A 21,719-nucleotide genomic window follows, 5' to 3' on the forward strand; every position below is an offset into this window, starting at 1 on the left:
CTCACACGAGAGAGGCCGCCGGAACCGCGTCTGCGGTTCCGGCGGCCTCTCTCGTGTGCGAGTGGAGCCTAGGGGAGTCGAACCCCTGACATCTGCCATGCAAAGACAGCGCTCTACCAACTGAGCTAAGGCCCCGTGCCGGGAACAGCGTACCGGGTCGGGAGGGGCATCCCGCAAAGCTTGGGGCTCCCCGCGGCCCAGCACCCTCCGTAGGATGCCCCACAAGGTTCGCAGCAGTGAAGCTGGGGCCGCCGCTTGGGGAAGCGATGGGGAGACGCGATGGACGCCACACAGCAGGACACGACAGCCCGTGCCAGAGAACTCCAGAGAAGCTGGTACGGGGAGCCGCTGGGGGCGCTCTTTCGCCGGCTCATCGACGACCTCGGGCTGAACCAGGCCAGGCTCGCGAACGTGCTCGGCCTCTCCGCACCGATGCTCTCACAGCTGATGAGCGGGCAGCGGGCGAAGATCGGAAATCCCGCCGTCGTGCAGCGCGTCCAGTCGCTCCAGGACCTGTCGGGGCAGGTCGCCGACGGCAGCGTGAGCGCGGCCGAGGCGACCGCGCGCATGGAGGAGATCAAGCGGTCGCAGGGCGGCTCCGTGCTGACGACGAGCCAGTCGACCAACACGGCGGGCGCCCCCACGGTGCGCAGGGTCGTGCGGGAGATCCAGTCGCTGCTGCGGTCGGTGGCCGCCGCGGGCGACATCATCGACGCCGCGAACGCGCTCGCGCCGTCCCAGCCCGAGCTGGCCGAGTTCCTGCGCGTGTACGGCGCGGGGCGCACCGCCGACGCGGTCGCCCACTACGAGGCACACCAGAGCTGAGGCCGACCGGCCGAGGGGGACGAGCGGCATGGGTGAGGTGTTCGCGGGCCGGTACGAGCTGGCCGACCCGATCGGGCGGGGCGGCATCGGCGCCGTCTGGCGGGCGTGGGACCACAGGCGCCGCCGCTACGTGGCGGCGAAGGTCCTCCAGCAGAGCGACGCGCACACCCTGCTGAGGTTCGTGCGCGAGCAGGCCGTGCGGATCGACCACCCCCACGTCCTCGCCCCCGCCTCGTGGGCCGCCGACGACGACAAGGTCCTCTTCACGATGGACCTCGTCGCCGGCGGCTCGCTCGCCCACCTCATCGGCGACTACGGGCCGCTGCCGCCGCGCTATGTGTGCGTGCTGCTCGACCAGCTGCTCGCCGGGCTCGCCGCAGTGCACGCCGAGGGGATCGTGCACCGGGACATCAAGCCGGCGAACGTGCTCCTCGAAGCGACCGGCACGCGCCGCCCGCACCTGCGCCTCTCCGACTTCGGCATCTCCCTGCGCAAGGGAGACCCCCGGCTGACGGAGACCAACTACGTGATGGGGACGCCGGGTTACTTCGCACCCGAGCAACTTCTCGGCGCCGAGCCCGACTTCCCCGCCGACCTGTTCGCGACCGGCCTCGTCGCGCTCTACCTGCTCGAAGGCCACAAGCCCGACGCCAAGGCGCTCGTCGAGTACTTCGCCGAGCACGGCACCCCCGGCGCCCCGCAGGGCGTGCCGGAACCCCTGTGGCAGGTGCTCGCCGGGCTGCTCCAGCCCGACCCCGGGAACAGGTTCCGTACGGCGACGGGGGCGCGCAAGGCGCTGGCCGCGGCGGTGGAGCTGCTGCCGCCGGAGGACCCGGCGGCCGAGCCCGTCGAGGTCTTCGACCAGATCGGCCCGCTGCCCAACGGCTTCGGCCCCGGGGGCCCGCTGCGGGGGCCGCTGCCGGGCGCGGGCGCCGGGGCCGACGGCTCAGCGGGCACCGGCCGTCCCGGCGGCAGCGGCGCCTCGGAGCCCCTGAGCGGCGCCTGGCCGCCCGCGGCGGGCACGCCGCCGCGCCCCACCGCGCCGCCGGCGCCGCTCACCCCGCCGGTGCCGACATACGCGCCGCTCCCGCCCGCGGCCCCGCCGCCGGGCGACCCCCGGGTCGCGACGGCCGCCGGGATGGCGGCCCGCTGGGCGTCCCACCCGCCGGCACCCCCCGCGACCCCCGCCTCACCCGCGGGCACCGGGCCGTCGGCGGGTGGCGGGCCGTCGGCGGGTGGCGCGCCGTCAGCGGGTGGCGCGCCGTCAGCTGCGTCGGTGCCGTACGCGACGTACGCGCAGTCGGCGGCATCCGCGGCACCGGAGGCGCCAGGCACACCGGGCACACCGGGCGCCCCGAACGCACCAGGGTCATCAGGAGCCCCCGGTCCATCGGGTCCATCGGGTGTACCGGGGATCCCGGGCACATCAGGACCGTCCAGGGCCACGGGGGCCACGCGGGCATCAGGGCCATCGAGCGCGCTCAGCGCACCAGGCGCACCAGGCGCCCCGGGGGCGGCGGCCTCCGACACCGGGAGCTTTCCGCTGCCGCCGCCCGCGCCGCTGCCCGCCGTGCAGCCGGGTTCCGCGCCGTACGGTCCTGGTGGCGCCCGCCCGTACACCCCCACTCGCAGCGCGGCCGCGCCCCTCGCGGTGCGGGCGCCCGGGCGGGCACACGCCGCGGCGCGCCGCCCGGGGCCGCCCGCGAAGGTCGCCGTCCCTGTGCTGCTGCTCGCGCTGCTCTGCTTCGCCGTGGGGTTCTGGGCGCTGGGCCAGGCGTGACGGCCAACAGGCCACCGCTCAGGCCGAGTCGGCGTGACGGCGGCGCGCCGCGGCCGTCCAGGCGAGCAGGGCGAGGACGAGGACCGTACCGGTGCCGATGCCCGCGTAGCCGATCAGCCGCAGGGTGCGGGGGTCGAAGCGGCCGCCGCCGGACGCCGCGCCCATCGAGCCCGCCGCCGCGTGGTCGCCCGCCACGGTGAAGGGTCCCGCGGGCCCGGCGTACGCGGGCGCCCGCGCCGGCTTCCCCGTGACGTCGAGGCGCAGCGTGATCCCGTAGGGCCCCTCGCCGTACACCGTGCCGACCTCCGGGTTGAGGCTGACGCGCAGGTAGTACCAGCCCGCGAAGCGCATGTCCCGCTCGCCCGAGCGGTACGAGAAGCGGTTCTCGTACGCCACGGGCGGCAGCGGGTCGAGCGACACCGTCTTCTGGCGGCCGTCGTACAGCGGGGCGTCCGCGCTCTCCACGAACCCGAGCGCCGGGTTGAAGAGGGAGACCGCCATCGCGCCGTTCACCAGGCCGAGCCCGCCGGGCGTGGGCGCCGCCGAACTCGCCAGGTCCACGCTGCCGAACAGCTGCTGCCCCCAGTCCACAGGCACCCGGTAGAACAGCGTCTCGCCCGGCCTGATGGAGGCCGTCCACGCGCCGCCCGGCGCGAGCCGCGCCGCGTCGTGGAAGCCGGTGCCGCCTGCCACCGCGGCGGTGGCGCCCGGCCGCGGCGCGGGGGAGGCGCTCGGCCAGTCCTGCGGCGCGGACGTCGGGCCCTGCTTCGCCGGCGCGGGCTCGGACAGGCTGCGCAGCTCCAGGTCCCAGGTGCCGTGCGCGGACCCCGCGTCGCCGCTGCGCCGCACCACGGCGAAGTACGGGCCGGCCTGCGCGCAGGCCGTGGTGGTGCCACCCACGGTCCGGTAGGCATAGGCGGCGAGCGGGCGCGGGAAGTCGGTCGACGCCCCGAACTCGCTGTCGTTCTCGCTGCATTGGCGGCCGTTGCGGTCTTCGAGCGCGACCTCGATCCCGTCCCCGTACGCCACCTTCGCACCGGCCGCCGGCACAGCGACCGCGGAGACGTACGCGCTGCTCGACGCGTCCAGGTCCACCCGGTACACGCGGGTGGCGCCCGGTGCGAGCCGGTCCCTGTAGGTGCCGCCCGCGGCGAGGGCGGGCGCGTCCGCGGTCGTCGCGGCGCCCGTCACCTGCCGCGCGCCGGGGTCGAAGGAGTACCCGGCGTCCCCCGCGGCGGCCGCGGCCGTCTGCCCCGGCGTCCCGAGCGCGCACAGCAGCGCGCACGCGCCGGACAGCGCCCCGTTCCTGAGGAGTTGACGGCCCGCCACGCTGTGTCCCCCTGCCGCTCGAACCGGCGCCGATGGCCGCTTGACCCGGCCCATCCTGCCCGTGCGCGCCCGTCCCTGCCAGCGTGCCCCCGGGCCGCGGTGGCCCGCGGCACAGCACGAAGCCCCGGTCGCGTCCACGCGCGGCCGGGGCTCGTTTCTTCAGGACTGTGTGCCGAGTGCGTGCCTCAGGCGTCGGCTCCGGAGGACGGCACGGAGTCGGTCGCCTCCGTCCACAGGTCCTGCTCGGCGCGATCCGCCTGGATCTGGCGGTACACGAGGAACCCGCCGATGGCGGCCAGGGCGACCAGGAGGAGCTTCTTCACCGCGCGACCTCGTCTTTCATTGACGTAGGAGACCTTCTCTCGCCGACTATACACACCGGCCGATACCGATCGGTGACCTGCCGGTACGCCCCAGGGCCCGCACCCTTCACCCCGTTTCGTCCCCCCGGCCCCACACCTCCCCGCGCCCGGCGGCGGCCCGCCATCACCGGTGGTTTCCGGCCGGGTTGAGGGGCAACACGCACAGCATGGCCACGGAAGAGAGCAAGGATTCCAGCAGGACGAACAAGGCGACCGCCGCACACAACGGCAGCGCCGACGGCACCGCCGCACGCACACAGGCCAGGGCCGCCGCACACCGCGCCAAGGAGAGCGGCGCGGGCTCCGCGCAGCAGGCCAAGGCGTCGGCGAAGGCCACGGAGAAGGCCACCGAATCGGCCGGCACCTCCCTCGGGGCGGCGGCGACGCACGCCGGAAGGACCGCGGCGGCGTCCCTCGACTCCGGCCGCAAGGCGGCGGCGTCCCTCGGGACGAGCGTCACGGCGGGCGCGACCCAGGCGTGGACGGTCGTCAAGGAGCGCAAGAAGATCGCGGCAGGCGCGGGCGCGGGCCTCGCAGGCCTCCTCGGCGCCGCCTTCGCGGCGGGCCGCGCCACCGCGGGCCCCCGGGCCCAGGGCCCCCTGTCACGCCTGACGGGCGGCCGCATCTGACCGTGCCACGGCCCGGTCACACACGACGCCCGGTCCCGTGTCACGCGAGAGCCGGACGGGCCCACGGAGCCCGTCCGGCTCACCGCCGCGCACCCTTGCCCTGAGCCCAGGTCACCCCATGCCAAAGGCCCCCAACCGATACCGGCTGGGGGCCTTTCACGCTGGTGGGGCTAACAGGATTTGAACCTGTGGCCTCATCCTTATCAGGGATGCGCTCTAACCAACTGAGCTATAGCCCCGCGCTGCCCCTGAAGATTAGCGCACTTCAGGGCCAGTCCCAAAATCGGTTGGCGGGGCTCACTCGTCCTCGGCGAGGGTGAGCTCGACGCCGCCGACGAAGCCCGCGGAGAGGTTGTAGATGAAGGCGCCGAGCGTCGAAAGGGCCGTGGCGAGCACCACGTCGATGACGGCGATGACGGCGGTGAACATCAGCACCCGCGGGAGCGAGAGGAACGACTGGAGGTCGAACCCGTTGCCCTCGTTGGAGCCGGTCGCCTCGCTGATCGTGCCGCCGACGGTCGAGAAGACACCCATGGCGTCCATGACCATCCACAGGACCGCGGCGGCGACGACCGTGCACACGCCGAGCGCGATCGACAGCAGGAAGCTGACCTTCATCACGGACCACGGGTCGGCCTTGGCGACCCGGAGTCTGGCCTTGCGGGTGCGCGGCGTGGTCCGCGCGCCCGTGCGCGGCCTGCGGACGGCGGTCGTGCCCGCGCCGCCCACCGGTCGGCCCTGCCCGCCGCCGTCCCCCGGCTGGGGGTACGCCTGCGGCGGGTGGTAGGGGCCCGCCGTCTGCTGCTGCGAGCCGTACGCCTCGTACGGGGGCTGCTGCCCCCGGGTGTCCGTCACCGTAACCCCCTGGGAGTCCGTGGCAGAGCCACGGGCGCTGTTCGCTCCTGTAGAAGAGGCCGATCCGGCGCCCGTGGTTCCACTCACGCTCTACTCCTCGTGCTCCCCGGCCGGGGGCTCATTGCCCTCGGCCACCTCGGCCACGGCTGCCTGGTCGGTTTCGGGGGCCTCGTCCCCTTCGACCTCCTCGGCCTCGCGGCCTGCCTCGGCGTTGCGCGCGATCCCGACGACGGCATCGCGTTTGCCCAGGTTGATCAGCTGGACACCCATGGTGTCACGGCCCGTCTCCCTGACTTCGTTGACTCGCGTGCGAATCACGCCGCCGCCCAGCGTGATGGCGAGGATCTCGTCGGTCTCCTCTACCACCAGCGCACCGACGAGCGAGCCCCGGTCCTCGACGATCTTGGCCGCCTTGATGCCGAGGCCGCCTCGACCCTGGACGCGGTACTCGTCCACATTGGTCCGCTTCGCATAGCCGCCGTCGGTGGCGGTGAACACGAACGTACCGGGCCTGACCACATTCATCGAGAGGAGTTCGTCGCCTTCACGGAAACTCATCCCCTTCACCCCGGATGTGGCACGACCCATGGGCCGCAGCGCTTCGTCCGTCGCCGTGAACCGGATCGACTGGGCCTTCCTGCTGATGAGCAGCAGGTCGTCCGCGGCCGACACCAGTTCCGCGCCGATCAGTTCGTCGTCCCGGCCGTCCTCCGTCTCCCGGAGGTTGATCGCGATGACGCCACCCGAACGCGGTGAATCGTAGTCCTTCAGCGGGGTCTTCTTGACCAGTCCCGCCTTGGTGGCCAGAACCAGGTACGGGGCGGCCGCGTAGTCGCGGATCGCGAGGATCTCGGCGATCTGCTCGTCCGGCTGGAACGCCAGCAGGTTGGCCACGTGCTGGCCGCGCGCCTCGCGCCCGGCGTCGGGCAGTTCGTACGCCTTCGCCCGGTAGACGCGGCCCTTGTTGGTGAAGAAGAGGAGCCAGTGGTGGGTCGTCGACACGAAGAAGTGGTCGACGATGTCGTCCTCCTTCAGCTTCGTGCCGCGCACGCCCTTGCCGCCGCGCTTCTGCGAGCGGTAGTCGTCGGTCTTCGTCCGCTTCACATAGCCGCCGCGGGTGATCGTGACGACGATGTCCTCCTCGGCGATCAGGTCCTCGATGGACATGTCGCCGTCGAAGGGGACCAGCTTGGAGCGCCGGTCGTCGCCGTACTTCTCGACCAGGACCGCGAGCTCCTCGCGGACGATCGTGCGCTGCCGCTCCTCGGAGGCGAGGATCGCGTTGTACTCGCGGATCTTCGCTTCCAGCTCGTCGTGCTCGGCGGTGATCTTCTGCCGCTCCAGGGCGGCGAGCCTGCGCAGCTGCATCTCCAGGATCGCGTTGGCCTGGATCTCGTCGATCTCCAGCAGGCCCATCAGGCCCGTGCGCGCGACGTCGACCGTCTCGCTGCGCCGGATCAGCGCGATGACCTCGTCGATCGCGTCGAGCGCCTTGAGCAGGCCGCGCAGGATGTGGGCGCGCTCCTCGGCCTTGCGCAGGCGGAAGCGGGTGCGGCGGACGATGACCTCGATCTGGTGCGCCACCCAGTGCCGGATGAACGCGTCAAGGGAGAGGGTGCGCGGCACGCCGTCGACCAGCGCGAGCATGTTCGCGCCGAAGTTCGTCTGGAGGTCGGTGTGCTTGTACAGGTTGTTGAGGACGACCTTGGCGACCGCGTCCCGCTTGAGGACGATCACCAGGCGCTGGCCGGTGCGCGACGAGGTCTCGTCGCGGACGTCGGCGATGCCGCCGACCTTGCCGTCCTTCACCAGGTCGGCGATCTTCTGCGCGAGGTTGTCCGGGTTGACCTGGTACGGCAGCTCGGTGACGACCAGGCACTGCCGGTTCTGGATCTCCTCGACCTCGACCACCGCGCGCATGGTGATCGAGCCGCGGCCCGTGCGGTACGTCTCCTCGATGCCCTTGCGGCCGACGACCAGCGCGCCGGTCGGGAAGTCGGGGCCCTTGATCCGCTCGATCAGCGCGTCGAGCAGCTCGTCGGGGGTGGCCTCGGGGTTCTCCAGCGCCCACTGCGCGCCGGCCGCGACCTCCCGCAGGTTGTGCGGCGGGATGTTCGTCGCCATGCCGACCGCGATGCCCGCGGAGCCGTTGATCAGCAGGTTCGGGAAGCGCGCCGGCAGGACCGTCGGCTCCTGGTTGCGGCCGTCGTAGTTGTCCGTGAAGTCGACGGTCTCCTCGTCGATGTCGCGGAGCATCTCCATCGACAGCGGCATCATCTTGCACTCGGTGTACCGCATGGCGGCGGCCGGGTCGTTGCCGGGAGAGCCGAAGTTTCCGTTGGAGTCGACGAGCGGCATCCGCATCGACCAGGGCTGCGCGAGCCGCACCAGGGCGTCGTAGATCGACGAGTCGCCGTGCGGGTGGTACGTGCCCATGACGTCGCCGACGACGCGCGCGCACTTGTAGAAGCCGCGCTCGGGGCGGTAGCCGCCGTCGTACATCGCGTAGAGCACGCGGCGGTGCACGGGCTTCAGGCCGTCCCGCACGTCGGGCAGCGCGCGCGACACGATGACGGACATCGCGTAGTCGAGGTAGGAGCGCTGCATCTCCGTCTCTAGCCCGATGGGCTCGACGCGCAGCGCCAGGCCCTCGACGGCGGTCCCGTCGGGGAGCACGGGACCGTCCGGGGCGTCCGGTGTGTCAGGGGTGTTCTCGTCGGCCATTGCTGGTCAGCTTTTCCTTCCGGCCTGTTGCGGCCTGTACGGATACGAGGGCCTGTACGGCGGCCTGTCGGCGCGGGCCCCGCGGGCGGGCCCGGCGGCGGGCGCCGCGGGGCCGGTCCGCGCGGGGCCGCACCCGGCCCCGCGGCTCAGATGTCGAGGAAGCGGACGTCCTTGGCGTTGCGCTGGATGAAGGAGCGCCGCGCCTCGACGTCCTCGCCCATCAGCACCGAGAACAGGTCGTCGGCCTGGGCCGCGTCGTCCAGCGTGACCTGGCCGAGCACCCGGTGGTCGATGTCCATGGTGGTGACGCGCAGCTCCTCGGCGTTCATCTCGCCGAGGCCCTTGAAGCGCTGGATCGAGTCCTCGCGCACCCGCTTGCCGTTCTGCCTGCCCAACTCGATCAGCGCGTCGCGCTCGCGGTCCGAGTAGGCGTACTGGATGTCGCCGCGCCCCCAGTCGATCTTGTAGAGCGGCGGGCGCGACAGGTAGACGTGGCCCGCCTCGACCAGCGGCCGCATGAAGCGGAAGAGGAACGTCAGCAGCAGCGTGGTGATGTGCTGGCCGTCGACGTCGGCGTCCGCCATCAGGATGATCTTGTGATAGCGGAGCTTGTCGATGTCGAAGTCCTCGTGGACCCCGGTGCCGAACGCCGAGATCAGCGCCTGGACCTCGGTGTTCTGCAGGATCTTGTCGACGCGCGCCTTCTCGACGTTCAGGATCTTGCCGCGGATCGGCAGGATCGCCTGGTACATCGGGTCGCGTCCCGACTTCGCCGAGCCGCCTGCGGAGTCGCCCTCGACGATGAAGATCTCGCACTTCGTCGGGTCGTTGGACTGGCAGTCGCTCAGCTTGCCGGGCAGCGAGGCCGACTCCAGCAGGCCCTTGCGCCGGGTGAGGTCGCGCGCCTTGCGGGCGGCGACGCGCGCGGTGGCAGCCTGGATGCCCTTGCGGATGATGTCCGCGGCCTCGTTGGGGTTGCGGTCGAACCAGTCCGTCAGGTGCTCGTGCACGACCTTCTGCACGAAGGTCTTGGCCTCGGTGTTGCCGAGCTTCGTCTTCGTCTGGCCCTCGAACTGCGGCTCGCCCAGCTTGACCGAGATGATGGCCGTCAGGCCCTCGCGGATGTCCTCGCCCGCGAGGTTGTCGTCCTTGTCGCGCAGCAGCCTGCGCTCGCGCGCGTACCGGTTGACCAGGCCCGTCAGCGCGGCCCTGAAGCCCTCCTCGTGCGTGCCGCCCTCGTGCGTGTGGATCGTGTTCGCGAAGGAGTACACGCCCTCGCTGTACTGCGCGTTCCACTGCATGGCGATCTCGACGGAGATGAGGCGCTCCTTGTCCTCGGCCTCCACGTCGATCACGGTGGGGTGGATCAGCTCCCCCTTGCGGGAGTTGAGGTACTTCACGAAGTCGACGATGCCGCCCTCGTAGTGGTACGTCACCGACATCGGCGGCTGCTCGTCCGTGCCGTCCTCCGCGACGTCGCCGCCGGCCTTCTCGGCGCCGGCGACGGCCTTCGCCGACTCCCGCTCGTCGGTCAGCGACAGGGTGAGGCCCTTGTTGAGGAAGGCCATCTCCTGGAAGCGCCGCGACAGGGTCTCGAAGGAGTAGTCCGTCGTCTCGAAGATCTCCGGGTCAGCCCAGAACGTCACCGTCGTGCCCGACTCCTCGGTCGGCTCGCCACGGTGCAGCGGCGCCGTCGGTGCCCCCAGCTTGTACTCCTGCGTCCACCGGTAGCCGTCGCGCTTGATCTCGACGGCGACCTTCGTCGACAGGGCGTTGACGACGGAGACGCCGACGCCGTGCAGACCGCCGGAGACCGCGTAGCCGCCGCCGCCGAACTTGCCGCCTGCGTGCAGCACCGTGAGGACGACCTCGACCGCGGGCTTGCCCTCGGAGGGGACGATGTCGACGGGGATGCCGCGGCCGTTGTCCACCACGCGCACGCCGCCGTCCGGCAGAATCGTCACGTCGATGGTGTCAGCGTGGCCGGCCATGGCCTCGTCGACCGAGTTGTCCACGACCTCCTGGACCAGGTGGTGCAGGCCGCGCTCGCCGGTCGAGCCGATGTACATGCCCGGCCGCTTGCGGACCGCCTCAAGACCTTCCAGCACGGTGATGGCGCTGGCGTCGTAGGCGTTCTTCACCCCGCCGACGCCCTCGGCGCCCGCGGTCGGTGTCTTCTCTTGGGGGTTGCCGGAATCGGCCACGAAGCGCCCTTTCTGGCACAGCACAGGCCGTTCTCCGGCTCGCGGGAGCGGCTGCGTCGCTCGGCTTCTGTCGCGCTTGACGCGCTTGTCGGGTTGATCGCGCCTGTCGCGTCTGTCGACGGGGAGGGGCTCCCGCGAGCGTCGCGGGATTGTCCCCCAGTCTACCGGTACCGGCGACCTGAATGGGGGTTTGCGGGTACCTCAGTCCTCATGTGCCGCCCTCGGGACTCCCCATCCGACTCCCCATATGTGCGACGGGGCTCCAGGTGGCTCAGGCGGGCACTCAGCGCTTCGGCCTGTCAACCTCTGGCTACCGACGGAAACCCCGCACATCTGTGCCCCGTATCCCCAGGTCAGCAGGGGGTTTCCGGGCCGGTGCCGCGACCTGGGCGACGCCGGGCGCTGCGCACCCCTGCCGGGCCCGGTCCGCGCGGGTCCTCGATGCGCCGCCCCGTGACCGGTTCACACCCCTGCCGTGCCCGGCTCCCATGACGCACATCACGTCGTGCGGCGGCCGCGGACCGGCCGCTCCGCGCCCGCTTCTGGCCCGCCGCACGCCCGTTCCGCGCCGCCGCGGGCACGCGTCGGCACGCGTCCCCGGCCCACGGCCCACGGCAGCGGCCGCACCGGCTCCGCACCGCGCCGGTACGCACTGCACCGGCTCCGCACTGCGCCCGTACGCTCCGGACGCCTCGCGCGCGGCTCAGCCGTAGGTGTCCCCCGGGCCCCTGCTGCCCGGGGCGCGCAGCCGCCCGTACCGCTGGGGCGGCCCGCCGGGGCCCTGCACCTTGATCAGCCGTACGGTGCCCTGCCCCAGGTCCTCGTTGAGCCGGGCGAGCAGGCGCGGCGCCAGCAGGCGCAGCTGGGTCGCCCAGGCCGTCGAGTCGCACACGACCGTCAGCGCCCGCGCGTCGTCCGCCTCGTCGAACCGCTCGGGCACGCAGTGCTTCGCCAGCTCCTCGCCGACGATCTGCGGCCAGCGGCCCATCACCCCGCCGACAGCCGCGGGCGCCTCCCAGCCGCGCTCCGTGATCAGTCGGCTGACGGCCGCGCCAAGCGGCAGCGGATCCCGCCCGTCCGCCCGCGCCCCCGACCTCAGGCCGCCGCCGCGGCGAGCCTGCTTGCGCTCGCGCACCGCGTCGCCCCGCGCCCTCGCCTGCTCCCGCGCGGCCCGCAGCGCCACCCGCGCCAGGTCGACGCCGGACGGCTCGGCGCCCGCGCCGCCCTGGGGCTTCCCCTGCGCGCCCGCGCCGCCTTCCCCACCGCTCACAGCCGCTCCACCGCCCCGTCCGCCACCGAGAACCGTGCTCCGCTGAGCACCCCCGGCACGTCGTCGTCGACCGCCGCCGTCACCAGCACCTGCTCGCCGCTCGCGACCAACTCGGCGAGGCGCTCCCTGCGCCTGGCGTCCAGCTCGGCGAAGACGTCGTCGAGCACGAGCACCGGCTCGTTGCCCTCGGCGCGCAGCAGTTCGTACGACGCGAGCCGCAGCGCCAGCGCGTACGACCAGGACTCGCCGTGGCTCGCGTATCCCTTCGCCGGCAGCTCCCCGAGCTTCAGCACCAGGTCGTCGCGGTGCGGGCCCACCAGGGTCACCCCCCGCTCGACCTCCTGCTTGCGCACCGCCCCGAGCGCGGCGAGCAGTTGCGCGTACAGCTCCTCGCGGCCCACGCCGCCGGGCGCCGGGCCGTCGGCGCCCGGCTCGGCCGCCTGCCCTCCGGTGTCCTGTCCGGCCGCAGACGACCGGTATTCGAGGACGATCGGGCCGCCGCCCGGGGCCACGTCGCCGTACGCCTTGTCGGCGAGCGGGCCCAGCGCCGCGACCAGGTCGGCGCGCTGCGCGAGCACCTCGGCGCCCACCCGCGCCAGGTGCTGGTCCCACACGTCGAGCGTGGACAGGTCCATGCCGCGGCCGCCGTGCCGTCTGGCCATGGCCGCCGACTTGAGCAGCGTGTTGCGCTGCTTGAGCACCCGGTCGTAGTCGGAGCGCACGCCCGCCATGCGCGGCACCCGGGCCGTCACCAGCTCGTCGAGGAACCTGCGGCGCTCGCCCGGGTCGCCCTTGACCAGCGCCAGGTCCTCGGGCGCGAACAGCACGGACCGCACGATCCCCAGCACGTCACGCGGCCGCACCTGCGAGGAGCGGTTGATCCGCGCCCTGTTGGCCCGGCCCGGGTTGAGCTCGATCTCCACGAGCTGCGAGCGCTCGCCCTGCGTCACCGATGCGCGGATCACCGCGCGCTCGGCGCCCGCGCGCACCAGCGGCGCGTCGGACGACACCCGGTGGCTGCCCAGGGTGGCCAGATAGCCCACCGCCTCGACCAGGTTGGTCTTGCCCTGGCCGTTGGCGCCGACGAACACGGAGACGCCCGGACCGAGGGGCACCTCGATCCGGGCGTACGACCGGAAGTCGGCCAGCGACAGATGCGTGACGTGCATGGATGTGCGCCGGCCTCCCGGGAGGGTCCGCTGTCCGGCGGCTCGGCCGGACAGCGGCCCGACTACTTGTCGGACTTCTTGCTGCTCTTCTTCATCGCCTTCGCCTCGGCCGCGTTGGCCTCGACGGCATGGCCGCCGAACTGGTTGCGCAGGGCGGAGACCATCTTCATCTGAGGCGAGTCGTCCTGGCGCGAGGCGAACCTGGCGAACAGCGACGCCGTGATCGCGGGCAGCGGCACCGCGTGGTCGATCGCGGCCTCCACCGTCCAGCGGCCCTCGCCCGAGTCCTCGGCGTAGCCCTTGAGCTTCTCCAGGTGCTCGTCGTCGTCCAGCGCGTTGACCGCGAGGTCGAGCAGCCAGGAGCGGATGACGGTGCCCTCCTGCCAGGAGCGGAACACCTCGCGCACATCGGTGACCGAGCCGACCTTCTCCAGCAGCTCCCAGCCCTCGGCGTACGCCTGCATCATCGCGTACTCGATGCCGTTGTGGACCATCTTCGCGAAGTGGCCGGCGCCGACCTTGCCCGCGTGGACGGCGCCGAAGTCGCCCTCGGGCTTGAGGGCGTCGAAGACCGGCGTGACCTTGGCGACGTCGTCCGGCGTGCCGCCGTACATCAGCGCATAGCCGTTCTCCAGGCCCCAGACGCCGCCCGAGACACCGCAGTCGACGAAGCCGACGCCCTTGATGCCCAGCTCGACGGCGTGCCGCTCGTCCTCGGTCCAGCGGGAGTTGCCGCCGTCGACCACGACGTCGCCGGGGGAGAGCAGGTCAGCCAGCTCGTCGATGGTCGACTGGGTGGCGGCGCCCGCCGGCACCATCACCCACACGACGCGGGGGCCCTTGAGCTTGTCCACAAGCTCCTTGAGGCTGTGCACATCGGCGATGTCGGGATTCCGGTCGTATCCGACGACGGTGTGGCCCGCGCGGCGAAGGCGCTCGCGCATGTTGCCGCCCATCTTGCCGAGACCGATGAGACCGAGCTCCATCAGGGATTCCTTAACGTCGTGGCGATGCGTACCCGCAGCCGAGCCTACGCCGCGCCGCCCCGGCTCACCTGCGGGGTCAGCCGCTCAGCCGTACGGGCATGATCAGGTACTTGTACGCCTCGTCGGCCTCGGCATCCACCGCGGGCCTGCCGCTCAGCAGCGCGGGCTTGGTGGACGTCGTGAACGACAGCTGGGCTACGGGGGAGTCGATCGCGCTCAGCCCGTCGAGCAGGAAGGTCGGGTTGAAGGCGATCGAGATGTCGTCGCCCTCCAGCTGTGCGTCGACCCTTTCCACAGCCTGTGCGTCGTCGCTCGAACCCGCTTCGAGGATCAGCACGCCCTGCTCGAAGCTGAGTCGCACCGGGGTGTTCCGCTCGGCCACCAGCGCCACGCGCTTCACGGCCTCCACGAACGGCGCCGTCTCGATCACGGCCACGGAGTTGAACTCCGTCGGGAACAGCGTGCGGTACTTCGGCAGGTCGCCTTCGAGCAGCCGCGTCGTGGTGCGGCGGCCCGCGCCCTCGAAGCCGATGAGGCCCTCGCCGGCGCCCGCGCCGGCGAGCGCGAGGGTGACCGTGTCGCCGCTGGTGAGCGCCTTGGCCGTGTCCAGCAGGGTCTTCGCGGGCACCAGGGCGACCGCGGAGGTGTCCGGGGCCTCCGGCTTCCACAGGAACTCGCGGACCGCGAAGCGGTAGCGGTCGGTCGACGCGAGGGTGACCGTGTCGCCCTCGATCTCGATCCGCACGCCGGTGAGCACGGGGAGCGTGTCGTCGCGGCCGGCCGCGATGGCGACCTGCGCGGCGGCGGAGGCGAAGACCTCGCCGGGGACGGTGCCCGTCGCCGTGGGCATCTGCGGCAGCGCGGGGTACTCCTCCACCGGCAGGGTGTGGAGGGTGAAGCGCGAGGAGCCGCAGACCACCGTCGCCCGTACACCGTCTGTGGAAATCTCCACCGGGCGGTTGGGGAGGGCGCGGCAGATGTCGGCGAGGAGGCGGCCGGAGACGAGGACCGTGCCGTCCTCCTCGACCTCCGCCTCGACCGAGACTCGCGCCGAGACCTCGTAGTCGAAGCTGGAGAAGCTCAGCGCGCCGTCCTCGGCCTTCAGCAGCAGGCCGGCGAGGACCGGCGCCGGCGGACGGGCAGGGAGGCTGCGCGCCACCCAGGCCACCGCCTCCGCGAGTACATCGCGCTCCACCCGGATCTTCACCGTAAGCCGCCTCCTGCTGTTGCTGCGTCCTGCTGGCCTTGTCGGCACGGTTCCCCGGATCGGGCCGGGGGAAGGATGCCGGGGACCAGTCTGACGCACCGCACTGACAGCTGTTGCTGCTCCGGGTCAAATCGCCGCGAGGGCCTCCGGGCCGAGTTACGCACAGGCCCCACTTCGAAACGGATTCCCGGCTAACTCTAGGTGGGAGTAGTAGTAGGGCCTGTGGAAACCGTGGATAACGTCGTCTGCGCAGGTCAGCGGCAGTTTTTTGTCCACCGCGCCTGTGGGCGGAGGCCGTGGACAACTCGGTCCGACTGTGGACGAGCGGAAGTTCTGCACACCCCATGCACAGCCGAGGGCGACTTCTCCCCAGCTGCGTCCCCAGGTTTACCCGCCTTTCCCACAGCCCAATCCGTGGACTTGGTGTGACGCCTTTCACTCGACACGGTGAGAGGGCGTGTTCCGTTGCCGAACAGTGGACGCAGCTGTGGATGAGCTGTGGGTAACCGCCCTGGTCCTGTGGGTGGCCGGTGGACAAGTCCGGCGCCGTGTTGACGCCCCGTTCTCTGTCCACAGGCTGTGGACGAAGGTTGCGCACAATTCCACAGGTGGTTGACCTGCCTTGATCATCCCTTGTCGAGCCCGTCTGTGGACGCTATCTGGACAACGAGGCAGTCCCCAGGGTGTGGACGCGGAAAATCCCGCGGATCTGTGGAGAAGCGGTTCGCCCACGGGCTCCGCGGCCCGTATTCGAACAGCGCCAGGCCCGCGGACCGCCTCCGGAGCACGCTCCGGAGGCGCGGAAGCGGCCGTCCACGGGTGCGGGAACCGTCGTCCACGGGTGCGGGAGAAGGCGTTTCAGGGACGCAGGGGCCGCGGCGGCGGCGCGCTCGGGGAGCAAGGGGCGTGACGCGTGCCGGGCGCCCTTGGGCCCGCGGTGGGGCGCGCTCGTGGCGCGGGCGTGGGCTCGGCGCGCGGGTGGCGGACAGACGGGAGGCGCCGCAGGAGGTGTCCCGCGGCGCCTCCGGTGCCGGTGCGTGCCCGCTGTCGCTGCGACGGTGCGCGGTACGCGTACGGCGCCGCTGCCCGCACGGTGCGCGTACGGCGCGGCTGTGCGTGCGGCGCGGGTGCGGGGCGCACGGCGCACGGCGGGCAGCGGGTGGCGGGCGGTCCCGCGGGCGCCCCGCGTACGGCGGCGCCCCGGCGGGGTCAGCCGTTCTTGATGCGGTTGGTCAGCTCGGTGACCTGGTTGTAGATGGATCGGCGCTCGGCCATGAGCGCGCGGATCTTGCGATCGGCGTGCATCACCGTCGTATGGTCGCGCCCGCCGAACTGCGCGCCGATCTTCGGCAGCGACAGGTCCGTCAGCTCCCTGCACAGGTACATCGCGATCTGGCGGGCCGTCACCAGCACGCGGCTGCGCGAGGAGCCGCAGAGGTCCTCGACGCTCAGGCCGAAGTAGTCGGCCGTCGCGGCCATGATCGCGGCCGCCGTGATCTCCGGGGCCGCGTCCTCGCCGCCGGGGATCAGGTCCTTCAGCACGATCTCGGTGAGCCCGAGGTCCACCGGCTGCCGGTTGAGCGAGGCGAAGGCGGTCACCCGGATCAGCGCGCCCTCCAGCTCGCGGATGTTCCGCGAGATCCGGGACGCGATGAACTCCAGCACCTCGGGCGGCGCGTTCAGCTGCTCCTGCACCGCCTTCTTGCGCAGGATCGCGATCCGCGTCTCCAGCTCCGGCGGCTGGACGTCCGTGGTCAGGCCCCACTCGAAGCGGTTCCTGAGCCGGTCCTCCAACGTCATCAGCTGCTTCGGCGGCCGGTCGGAGGAGAGCACGATCTGCTTGTTGGCGTTGTGCAGCGTGTTGAAGGTGTGGAAGAACTCCTCCTGTGTCGACTCCTTGCTCGCGAGGAACTGGATGTCGTCGACGAGCAGGATGTCCACGTCGCGGTACCGCTTGCGGAAGGTGTCGCCCTTGCCGTCGCGGATGGAGTTGATGAACTCGTTCGTGAACTCCTCCGAGCTCACGTACCGCACCCGGGTGCCGGGGAAGAGGCTGCGCGCGTAGTGCCCGATGGCGTGCAGGAGGTGCGTCTTGCCGAGGCCCGACTCCCCGTAGATGAACAGCGGGTTGTACGCCTTCGCCGGGGCCTCGGCGACCGCGACGGCTGCCGCGTGCGCGAAGCGGTTGGACGCGCCGATGACGAACGTGTCGAAGAGGTACTTCGGGTTGAGCCGCGCGTGCGGCTCCCCGGGCCCCGGCGCGGGCGCCGGCTGCGCGCCGAGCGGCCCCGGCACCCCGCGGTGCCGGCCGCCGGGCCCCGAAGGGGGGCCGCCGTGGCCGCCGGGCGCGGGGGCGCCCGCGTGCGCGCCGACGCCCCGGCCGGGCTGCGGCTCCGGCAGGCCCCTGCCGTCCTGGCGCTGCGGCTCGTAGGGGCCGCGGTCGCCGCCCGAGGACGGCCGGTAGTCGCTCTCGGGCGACCGGTAGTCGTTCTCCGCGCGCCGGAAGTCGCCGTCCTGGCCGGTGCGGTAGTCGCCGCCGTCCTGCCCCGGGCCGCCGGCGCGGTAGTCGTCGTGGGCCGGGCGGTACTCGTTCTCGGGCTGCCGGTAGTCGCCGTCCTTGCGCCCGTAGTCGTCCTCGGGCCTGCCGTAGTCGTCCGCCTGCCGCCGGTAGTCGTGCTGCTGCGGCCGCGGGCCGGAGTACGGGTCGTCCTGGTAGCCGCCGAGCCGCGTCTGCTGCCAGGACAGCTCCTCCTGGCCGCGCGGCCAGGCGCCGGGCTCGGGCCGCTGTTGCTGGTACTCGGGGTAGGCGGGGCGCACGGAAGGGAGCCCGTCGTCCTGCGCGTGGCGCGCGTAGCCGTCGTCGTACGCGCCGTGCCGCGGCTGCGGTACCGGCGCGGGCGCGGGTTCGGCGGCCGACGGGTCCACCGTGATGGCGATCCTGATCGGACGGCCGCACTCGCGGCTCAGCGTCTCGCTGATGAGGGGGGCGAGCCTGCCCTCCAGGACCCGCTTGCCCCATTCATTGGGGACGGAGAGCAGTGCCGTGTCCGCGACCAGGGCGAGCGGCTGGCAGCGCTCGATCCACTGCTTGTCCTTGCTCTCCACACCCTGCTGGCCGTCCCTGAGGAGTTGCTCCAGCACTCGCGGCCACACTGCGGCAAGATCGGCAGGTACGTCAGCCACGAGGCACGCTCTCTCACAGGTCCCACGAATGTGTGCTTCTCAGGACGGGATGGGAAGACCGGCGGATTCGGGAAGCCGGAGTTCCGTCACGGTAGTCAGGCCGACCCGCGCGGTTCAAGTCGTTGTCCACAGGCTGTGCACAGTGGTGGGGCGCATACTGCTGGTTTGACCGGATGGCGTAACGCCGCGTACCGTGACCAGGTCGAGTTGTCGATGGCTGCTGCCGCCTGCCTCCGATGGGCAAAGATCACGGGCCCAAGATCAAGGGGCTGTGGTTGTGAAGCGGTGCACTCGGGCGTTGAACGAGAGCTGCTACTCGTGGGCGCACGGTGACAGCCAGACGATGTCCCGCCATCACCCATCATTTTCTGGAGCCCCCGAGTGAGCAAGCGCACCTTCCAGCCGAACAACCGTCGCCGCGCCAAGACCCACGGGTTCAGGCTGCGTATGCGCACCCGTGCCGGCCGCGCGATCCTCGCGTCCCGCCGCGGCAAGGGTCGCGCCCGTCTGTCCGCCTGATCCGCGTCAGGTCATGACGTGCTGCCTACCGAGCATCGGCTGAGGCGGCGCGAAGAGTTCGCGATCGCGGTACGCCGAGGACGCAGGGCGGGACGGCCACTGCTGGTCGTCCATCTGCGCAGCGGTGACCATGACCCGCACGCACCGGGGGGAAGTGCCTTCCCGGCGCGTGCGGGTTTCGTCGTGAGCAAAGCCGTCGGCGGTGCGGTCGTCAGGACGCGCGTGAAGCGGCAGCTTCGTCACCTCGTCCGCGAACGCCTGTCCGTACTTCCCCCCGGTAGCCTGGTTGTCGTACGAGCGTTGCCCGGTTCGGGTGACGCGACCCATGAACAACTGGCCCGAGACCTGGACGCCGCCCTCCAGCGGCTGCTGGGAGGGGGCGCGCGATGAAATATCCACTGCTTGCCCTGATCAAGCTGTACCAGTGGACGATCAGCCCTCTGCTGGGACCGGTCTGTCGCTACTACCCGTCGTGCTCGCACTATGGGTACACGGCCATCGACCGACACGGCGCAGTCAAGGGCACGGCGCTTACCGCCTGGCGCATCCTGCGGTGCAATCCGTGGTCGCCGGGTGGTGTGGATCATGTCCCCCCGCGGAAGCGGCCGCGGTGGCATGAAGCGCTGCGCGACGCGTGGCGCAGCAAGAGCGGGCACTCCGCGACTGGCGTGCCTTCCGGAGGACCGGGATCGGATCCGTCGTCCTCCAGCCCGGCCGCAGAGACCTCGCCCCACGCTCAAGGAGCCTGAATGTTCGACTCGATTGCCAGTCTGTTCAGTTTTATCACCTGGCCGGTTTCCTGGGTCATCGTCCAGTTCCACTCGCTGTACGGGGCGGTCTTCGGCCCTGACACGGGCTGGGCCTGGGGACTGTCCATCGTGTCCCTGGTGGTGCTGATCCGTATCTGCCTGATCCCGCTGTTCGTCAAGCAGATCAAGTCGACGCGCAACATGCAGGTGCTCCAGCCGAAGATGAAGGCGATCCAGGAGCGCTACAAGAACGACAAGCAGCGACAGTCCGAAGAGATGATGAAGCTGTACAAGGAGACGGGCACCAACCCGCTCTCCTCGTGTCTGCCGATCATCGCCCAGTCGCCGTTCTTCTTCGCGCTCTACCACGTGCTCGCCGGCATCGCCAACGGCACCAAGATCGGCGCGATCAACCAGCCGCTGCTCGACAGCGCCCGGCAGGCCCACATCTTCGGCGCACCGCTCGCCGTGAAGTTCCTGGACAGCGCGGACAAGGCGGCCTCGCTCGGCGCCTCGCTGACCGATGTGCGCGTGGTCGCGGGCGCCATGATCATCCTGATGTCGGCGTCGCAGTTCTACACGCAGCGCCAGCTCATGACGAAGAACGTCGACGTCACGGTCAAGACCCCGTACATGCAGCAGCAGAAGATGCTGATGTACGTGTTCCCGCTGATCTTCATGGGCATGGGCGTGAACTTCCCCGTCGGTGTCCTCGTCTACTGGCTGACCACCAACGTGTGGACCATGGGCCAGCAGATGTACGTGATCAACCAGAACCCCACCCCGGGCAGCAAGGCGCAGGACGCGTTCCTCCAGCGGCTCCTCAAGACGGCCACCACGCACGAGCAGGTGCGCTCCGGCCGGAAGCGGAAGATGATCGCGGCGATCGTCTCCAAGGGCCCCGACCGCAACGACAACGAGCGCAAGTTCATCACCGGGCTCGCCAAGGCGGGCCTGGTGGCCCAGGCCGACGGTTCGCTCGTCAAGAGCGACACGGTCGCGGCGGAGAGCGGCGTCGGCGCCGGTGCGGTGCGGCGGCAGCAGCCGAAGCGCCAGAGCAAGGCCCAGCGGCAGTCCTCGGGCACGGCGACGGCGTCCACGGGGACGGTCGAGAAGACCGACGGCGAGGGCGTGACGGACCTGGAGAAGCAGCCCGCGGGCAAGCCGGCCGGCGGCTCCTCGCAGGGCGGCGGGGCCAAGGGTGGTGCCCAGAAGCAGGGCGGCCAGAAGTCCGGTCAGCAGGGTCAGCAGTCCGCCAGGTCGAAGGCCTCGGGCAAGCCCGCCGCCGCACGGTCGGGCCAAGCAAAGTCGGGGCAGCGCAAGGGCCAGCAGCGGTCCAAGCACCCCTCCAAGAAGTGACGAAGGAGACCATCCGTGACGGAAGGAACCGTTGCCGCCGCCGAGGGCCCCGCGGAGAGCGGTGACACCCTGACCCGCCTGGAGCAGGAGGGCGAGATCGCGGCCGACTACCTGGAAGGTCTTCTCGACATCGCCGACCTCGACGGCGACATCGACATGGACGTCGAGGCGGACCGTGCCGCAGTCTCGATCATCAGCGACTCCGGCGGCCGCGACCTGCAGAAGCTGGTCGGGCGTGACGGTGAGGTGCTCGAGGCGCTGCAGGAGCTGACGCGGCTCGCCGTGCACCGCGAGACCGGCGACCGCAGCAGGCTGATGCTGGACATCGCCGGGTTCCGCGCCAAGAAGCGCACCGAGCTCGCCGAGCTGGGCGCGAAGGCCGCGAGCGAGGTGAAGTCCACCGGCGAGCCGGTGCGGCTCGACCCGATGACGCCCTTCGAGCGCAAGGTGGTGCACGACGCGGTGGCCGCCGCCGGACTCCGCAGCGAGTCCGAGGGCGAGGAGCCCGGCCGCTTCGTCGTGGTCCTGCCCGCCTGACCGGACCCTCTGTGTACCGGCCCCGTCTGTTC

General features: G+C 71.6%; 18 protein-coding genes and 2 tRNA genes. 8 read left to right on the forward strand and 12 right to left on the reverse strand.

Annotation, left to right across the window (positions count from 1 at the left end):
* Positions 1-62: 62 nt before the first annotated feature.
* Positions 63-135: transfer RNA gene (locus tag AB0910_RS20300), tRNA-Ala, on the reverse strand.
* 144 nt (positions 136-279) lie between these two features.
* Here AB0910_RS20300 and AB0910_RS20305 point away from each other — a divergent pair.
* On the forward strand, positions 280-825 hold the full coding sequence (locus AB0910_RS20305; protein WP_345644331.1) for a DNA-binding protein: 546 nt from the start codon (positions 280-282) through the stop codon (positions 823-825).
* A gap of 28 nt (positions 826-853) precedes the next feature.
* On the forward strand, positions 854-2,605 hold the full coding sequence (locus AB0910_RS20310) for a serine/threonine-protein kinase (RefSeq protein ID WP_366745980.1): 1,752 nt from the start codon (positions 854-856) through the stop codon (positions 2,603-2,605).
* Positions 2,606-2,623: 18 nt separating this feature from the next.
* Here AB0910_RS20310 and AB0910_RS20315 read toward each other — a convergent pair whose 3' ends face one another.
* Together AB0910_RS20315 and AB0910_RS20320 are read right to left on the reverse strand one after the other, a co-directional pair.
* Positions 2,624-3,934, reverse strand: coding sequence for a hypothetical protein (locus tag AB0910_RS20315; protein WP_366745981.1), 1,311 nt, complete (start codon positions 3,932-3,934; stop codon positions 2,624-2,626).
* Positions 3,935-4,119: 185 nt separating this feature from the next.
* A complete protein-coding gene (locus AB0910_RS20320; protein WP_225018557.1) occupies positions 4,120-4,257 on the reverse strand; it encodes a DLW-39 family protein in 138 nt (45 codons plus the stop codon).
* Between the two features lie 206 nt (positions 4,258-4,463).
* Between AB0910_RS20320 and AB0910_RS20325 the strand changes: the two genes are divergently transcribed.
* Positions 4,464-4,925, forward strand: a complete 462-nt coding sequence (locus AB0910_RS20325) for a hypothetical protein (RefSeq protein ID WP_366745982.1) — start codon at positions 4,464-4,466, stop codon at positions 4,923-4,925.
* Between the two features lie 162 nt (positions 4,926-5,087).
* Here the strand turns inward: AB0910_RS20325 and AB0910_RS20330 are convergent.
* The 9 genes from AB0910_RS20330 to dnaA form a co-directional block, all read right to left on the reverse strand.
* Positions 5,088-5,164: transfer RNA gene (locus AB0910_RS20330), tRNA-Ile, on the reverse strand.
* Between the two features lie 58 nt (positions 5,165-5,222).
* Positions 5,223-5,780 (reverse strand): DUF3566 domain-containing protein, encoded by a 558-nt coding sequence (locus AB0910_RS20335; protein WP_366745983.1) that lies wholly within the window; start codon positions 5,778-5,780, stop codon positions 5,223-5,225.
* A 90-nt stretch (positions 5,781-5,870) separates the two neighbouring features.
* The gene (gyrA, locus tag AB0910_RS20340; RefSeq protein ID WP_366745984.1) at positions 5,871-8,504 is read right to left on the reverse strand and encodes a DNA gyrase subunit A; all 2,634 of its coding nucleotides are present in this window, start codon (positions 8,502-8,504) and stop codon (positions 5,871-5,873) included.
* A 146-nt stretch (positions 8,505-8,650) separates the two neighbouring features.
* Entirely contained in the window at positions 8,651-10,732 is a 2,082-nt protein-coding gene (gyrB, locus tag AB0910_RS20345; RefSeq protein ID WP_366745985.1) for a DNA topoisomerase (ATP-hydrolyzing) subunit B, read from the reverse strand.
* A 679-nt stretch (positions 10,733-11,411) separates the two neighbouring features.
* Entirely contained in the window at positions 11,412-11,978 is a 567-nt protein-coding gene (locus AB0910_RS20350; RefSeq protein WP_366745986.1) for a DciA family protein, read from the reverse strand.
* Entirely contained in the window at positions 11,975-13,147 is a 1,173-nt protein-coding gene (gene recF, locus AB0910_RS20355; RefSeq protein ID WP_366745987.1) for a DNA replication/repair protein RecF, read from the reverse strand. The genes AB0910_RS20350 and recF overlap by 4 nt, the downstream gene beginning before the upstream one ends.
* A gap of 62 nt (positions 13,148-13,209) precedes the next feature.
* Positions 13,210-14,133: a phosphogluconate dehydrogenase (NAD(+)-dependent, decarboxylating) gene (gnd, locus tag AB0910_RS20360; RefSeq protein WP_366745988.1), complete on the reverse strand. Its 924-nt coding sequence runs from the start codon at positions 14,131-14,133 to the stop codon at positions 13,210-13,212.
* Between the two features lie 76 nt (positions 14,134-14,209).
* A complete protein-coding gene (gene dnaN / locus AB0910_RS20365; RefSeq protein ID WP_366745989.1) occupies positions 14,210-15,340 on the reverse strand; it encodes a DNA polymerase III subunit beta in 1,131 nt (376 codons plus the stop codon).
* 1,209 nt (positions 15,341-16,549) lie between these two features.
* Positions 16,550-18,523, reverse strand: a complete 1,974-nt coding sequence (gene dnaA / locus AB0910_RS20370) for a chromosomal replication initiator protein DnaA (protein WP_366745990.1) — start codon at positions 18,521-18,523, stop codon at positions 16,550-16,552.
* A gap of 381 nt (positions 18,524-18,904) precedes the next feature.
* Here dnaA and rpmH point away from each other — a divergent pair, with 381 nt between their 5' ends.
* From rpmH to AB0910_RS20395, 5 genes are read left to right on the forward strand one after another with little or no spacing between them, the layout of a single operon-like run.
* A complete protein-coding gene (gene rpmH / locus AB0910_RS20375) occupies positions 18,905-19,042 on the forward strand; it encodes a 50S ribosomal protein L34 (RefSeq protein WP_003949374.1) in 138 nt (45 codons plus the stop codon).
* Positions 19,043-19,060: 18 nt separating this feature from the next.
* Positions 19,061-19,432, forward strand: a complete 372-nt coding sequence (gene rnpA, locus AB0910_RS20380; protein WP_366745991.1) for a ribonuclease P protein component — start codon at positions 19,061-19,063, stop codon at positions 19,430-19,432.
* Positions 19,429-19,791, forward strand: a complete 363-nt coding sequence (yidD, locus tag AB0910_RS20385; protein ID WP_345644378.1) for a membrane protein insertion efficiency factor YidD — start codon at positions 19,429-19,431, stop codon at positions 19,789-19,791. The genes rnpA and yidD overlap by 4 nt, the downstream gene beginning before the upstream one ends.
* The gene (gene yidC, locus AB0910_RS20390; protein WP_366745992.1) at positions 19,792-21,150 is read left to right on the forward strand and encodes a membrane protein insertase YidC; all 1,359 of its coding nucleotides are present in this window, start codon (positions 19,792-19,794) and stop codon (positions 21,148-21,150) included. It begins immediately after the preceding gene.
* A gap of 15 nt (positions 21,151-21,165) precedes the next feature.
* A complete protein-coding gene (locus AB0910_RS20395; RefSeq protein WP_366745993.1) occupies positions 21,166-21,687 on the forward strand; it encodes a R3H domain-containing nucleic acid-binding protein in 522 nt (173 codons plus the stop codon).
* The last annotated feature ends 32 nt before the right edge of the window (positions 21,688-21,719 follow it).

It is taken from the genome of Streptomyces sp. NPDC047002, from assembly GCF_040704505.1.
Lineage (GTDB): Bacteria > Actinomycetota > Actinomycetes > Streptomycetales > Streptomycetaceae > Streptomyces.

What these genes read in the sequence shown, in the direction of transcription:
- recF (WP_366745987.1), bottom strand. Translation starts at nt 13,147, where the DNA reads ATGCACGTCACGCATCTGTCGCTGGCCGACTTCCGGTCGTACGCCCGG.
- AB0910_RS20305 (WP_345644331.1), top strand. Translation starts at nt 280, where the DNA reads ATGGACGCCACACAGCAGGACACGACAGCCCGTGCCAGAGAACTCCAG.
- AB0910_RS20310 (WP_366745980.1), top strand. Translation starts at nt 854, where the DNA reads ATGGGTGAGGTGTTCGCGGGCCGGTACGAGCTGGCCGACCCGATCGGG.
- yidD (WP_345644378.1), top strand. Translation starts at nt 19,429, where the DNA reads ATGAAATATCCACTGCTTGCCCTGATCAAGCTGTACCAGTGGACGATC.
- gyrA (WP_366745984.1), bottom strand. Translation starts at nt 8,504, where the DNA reads ATGGCCGACGAGAACACCCCTGACACACCGGACGCCCCGGACGGTCCC.
- AB0910_RS20325 (WP_366745982.1), top strand. Translation starts at nt 4,464, where the DNA reads ATGGCCACGGAAGAGAGCAAGGATTCCAGCAGGACGAACAAGGCGACC.
- gnd (WP_366745988.1), bottom strand. Translation starts at nt 14,133, where the DNA reads ATGGAGCTCGGTCTCATCGGTCTCGGCAAGATGGGCGGCAACATGCGC.
- yidC (WP_366745992.1), top strand. Translation starts at nt 19,792, where the DNA reads ATGTTCGACTCGATTGCCAGTCTGTTCAGTTTTATCACCTGGCCGGTT.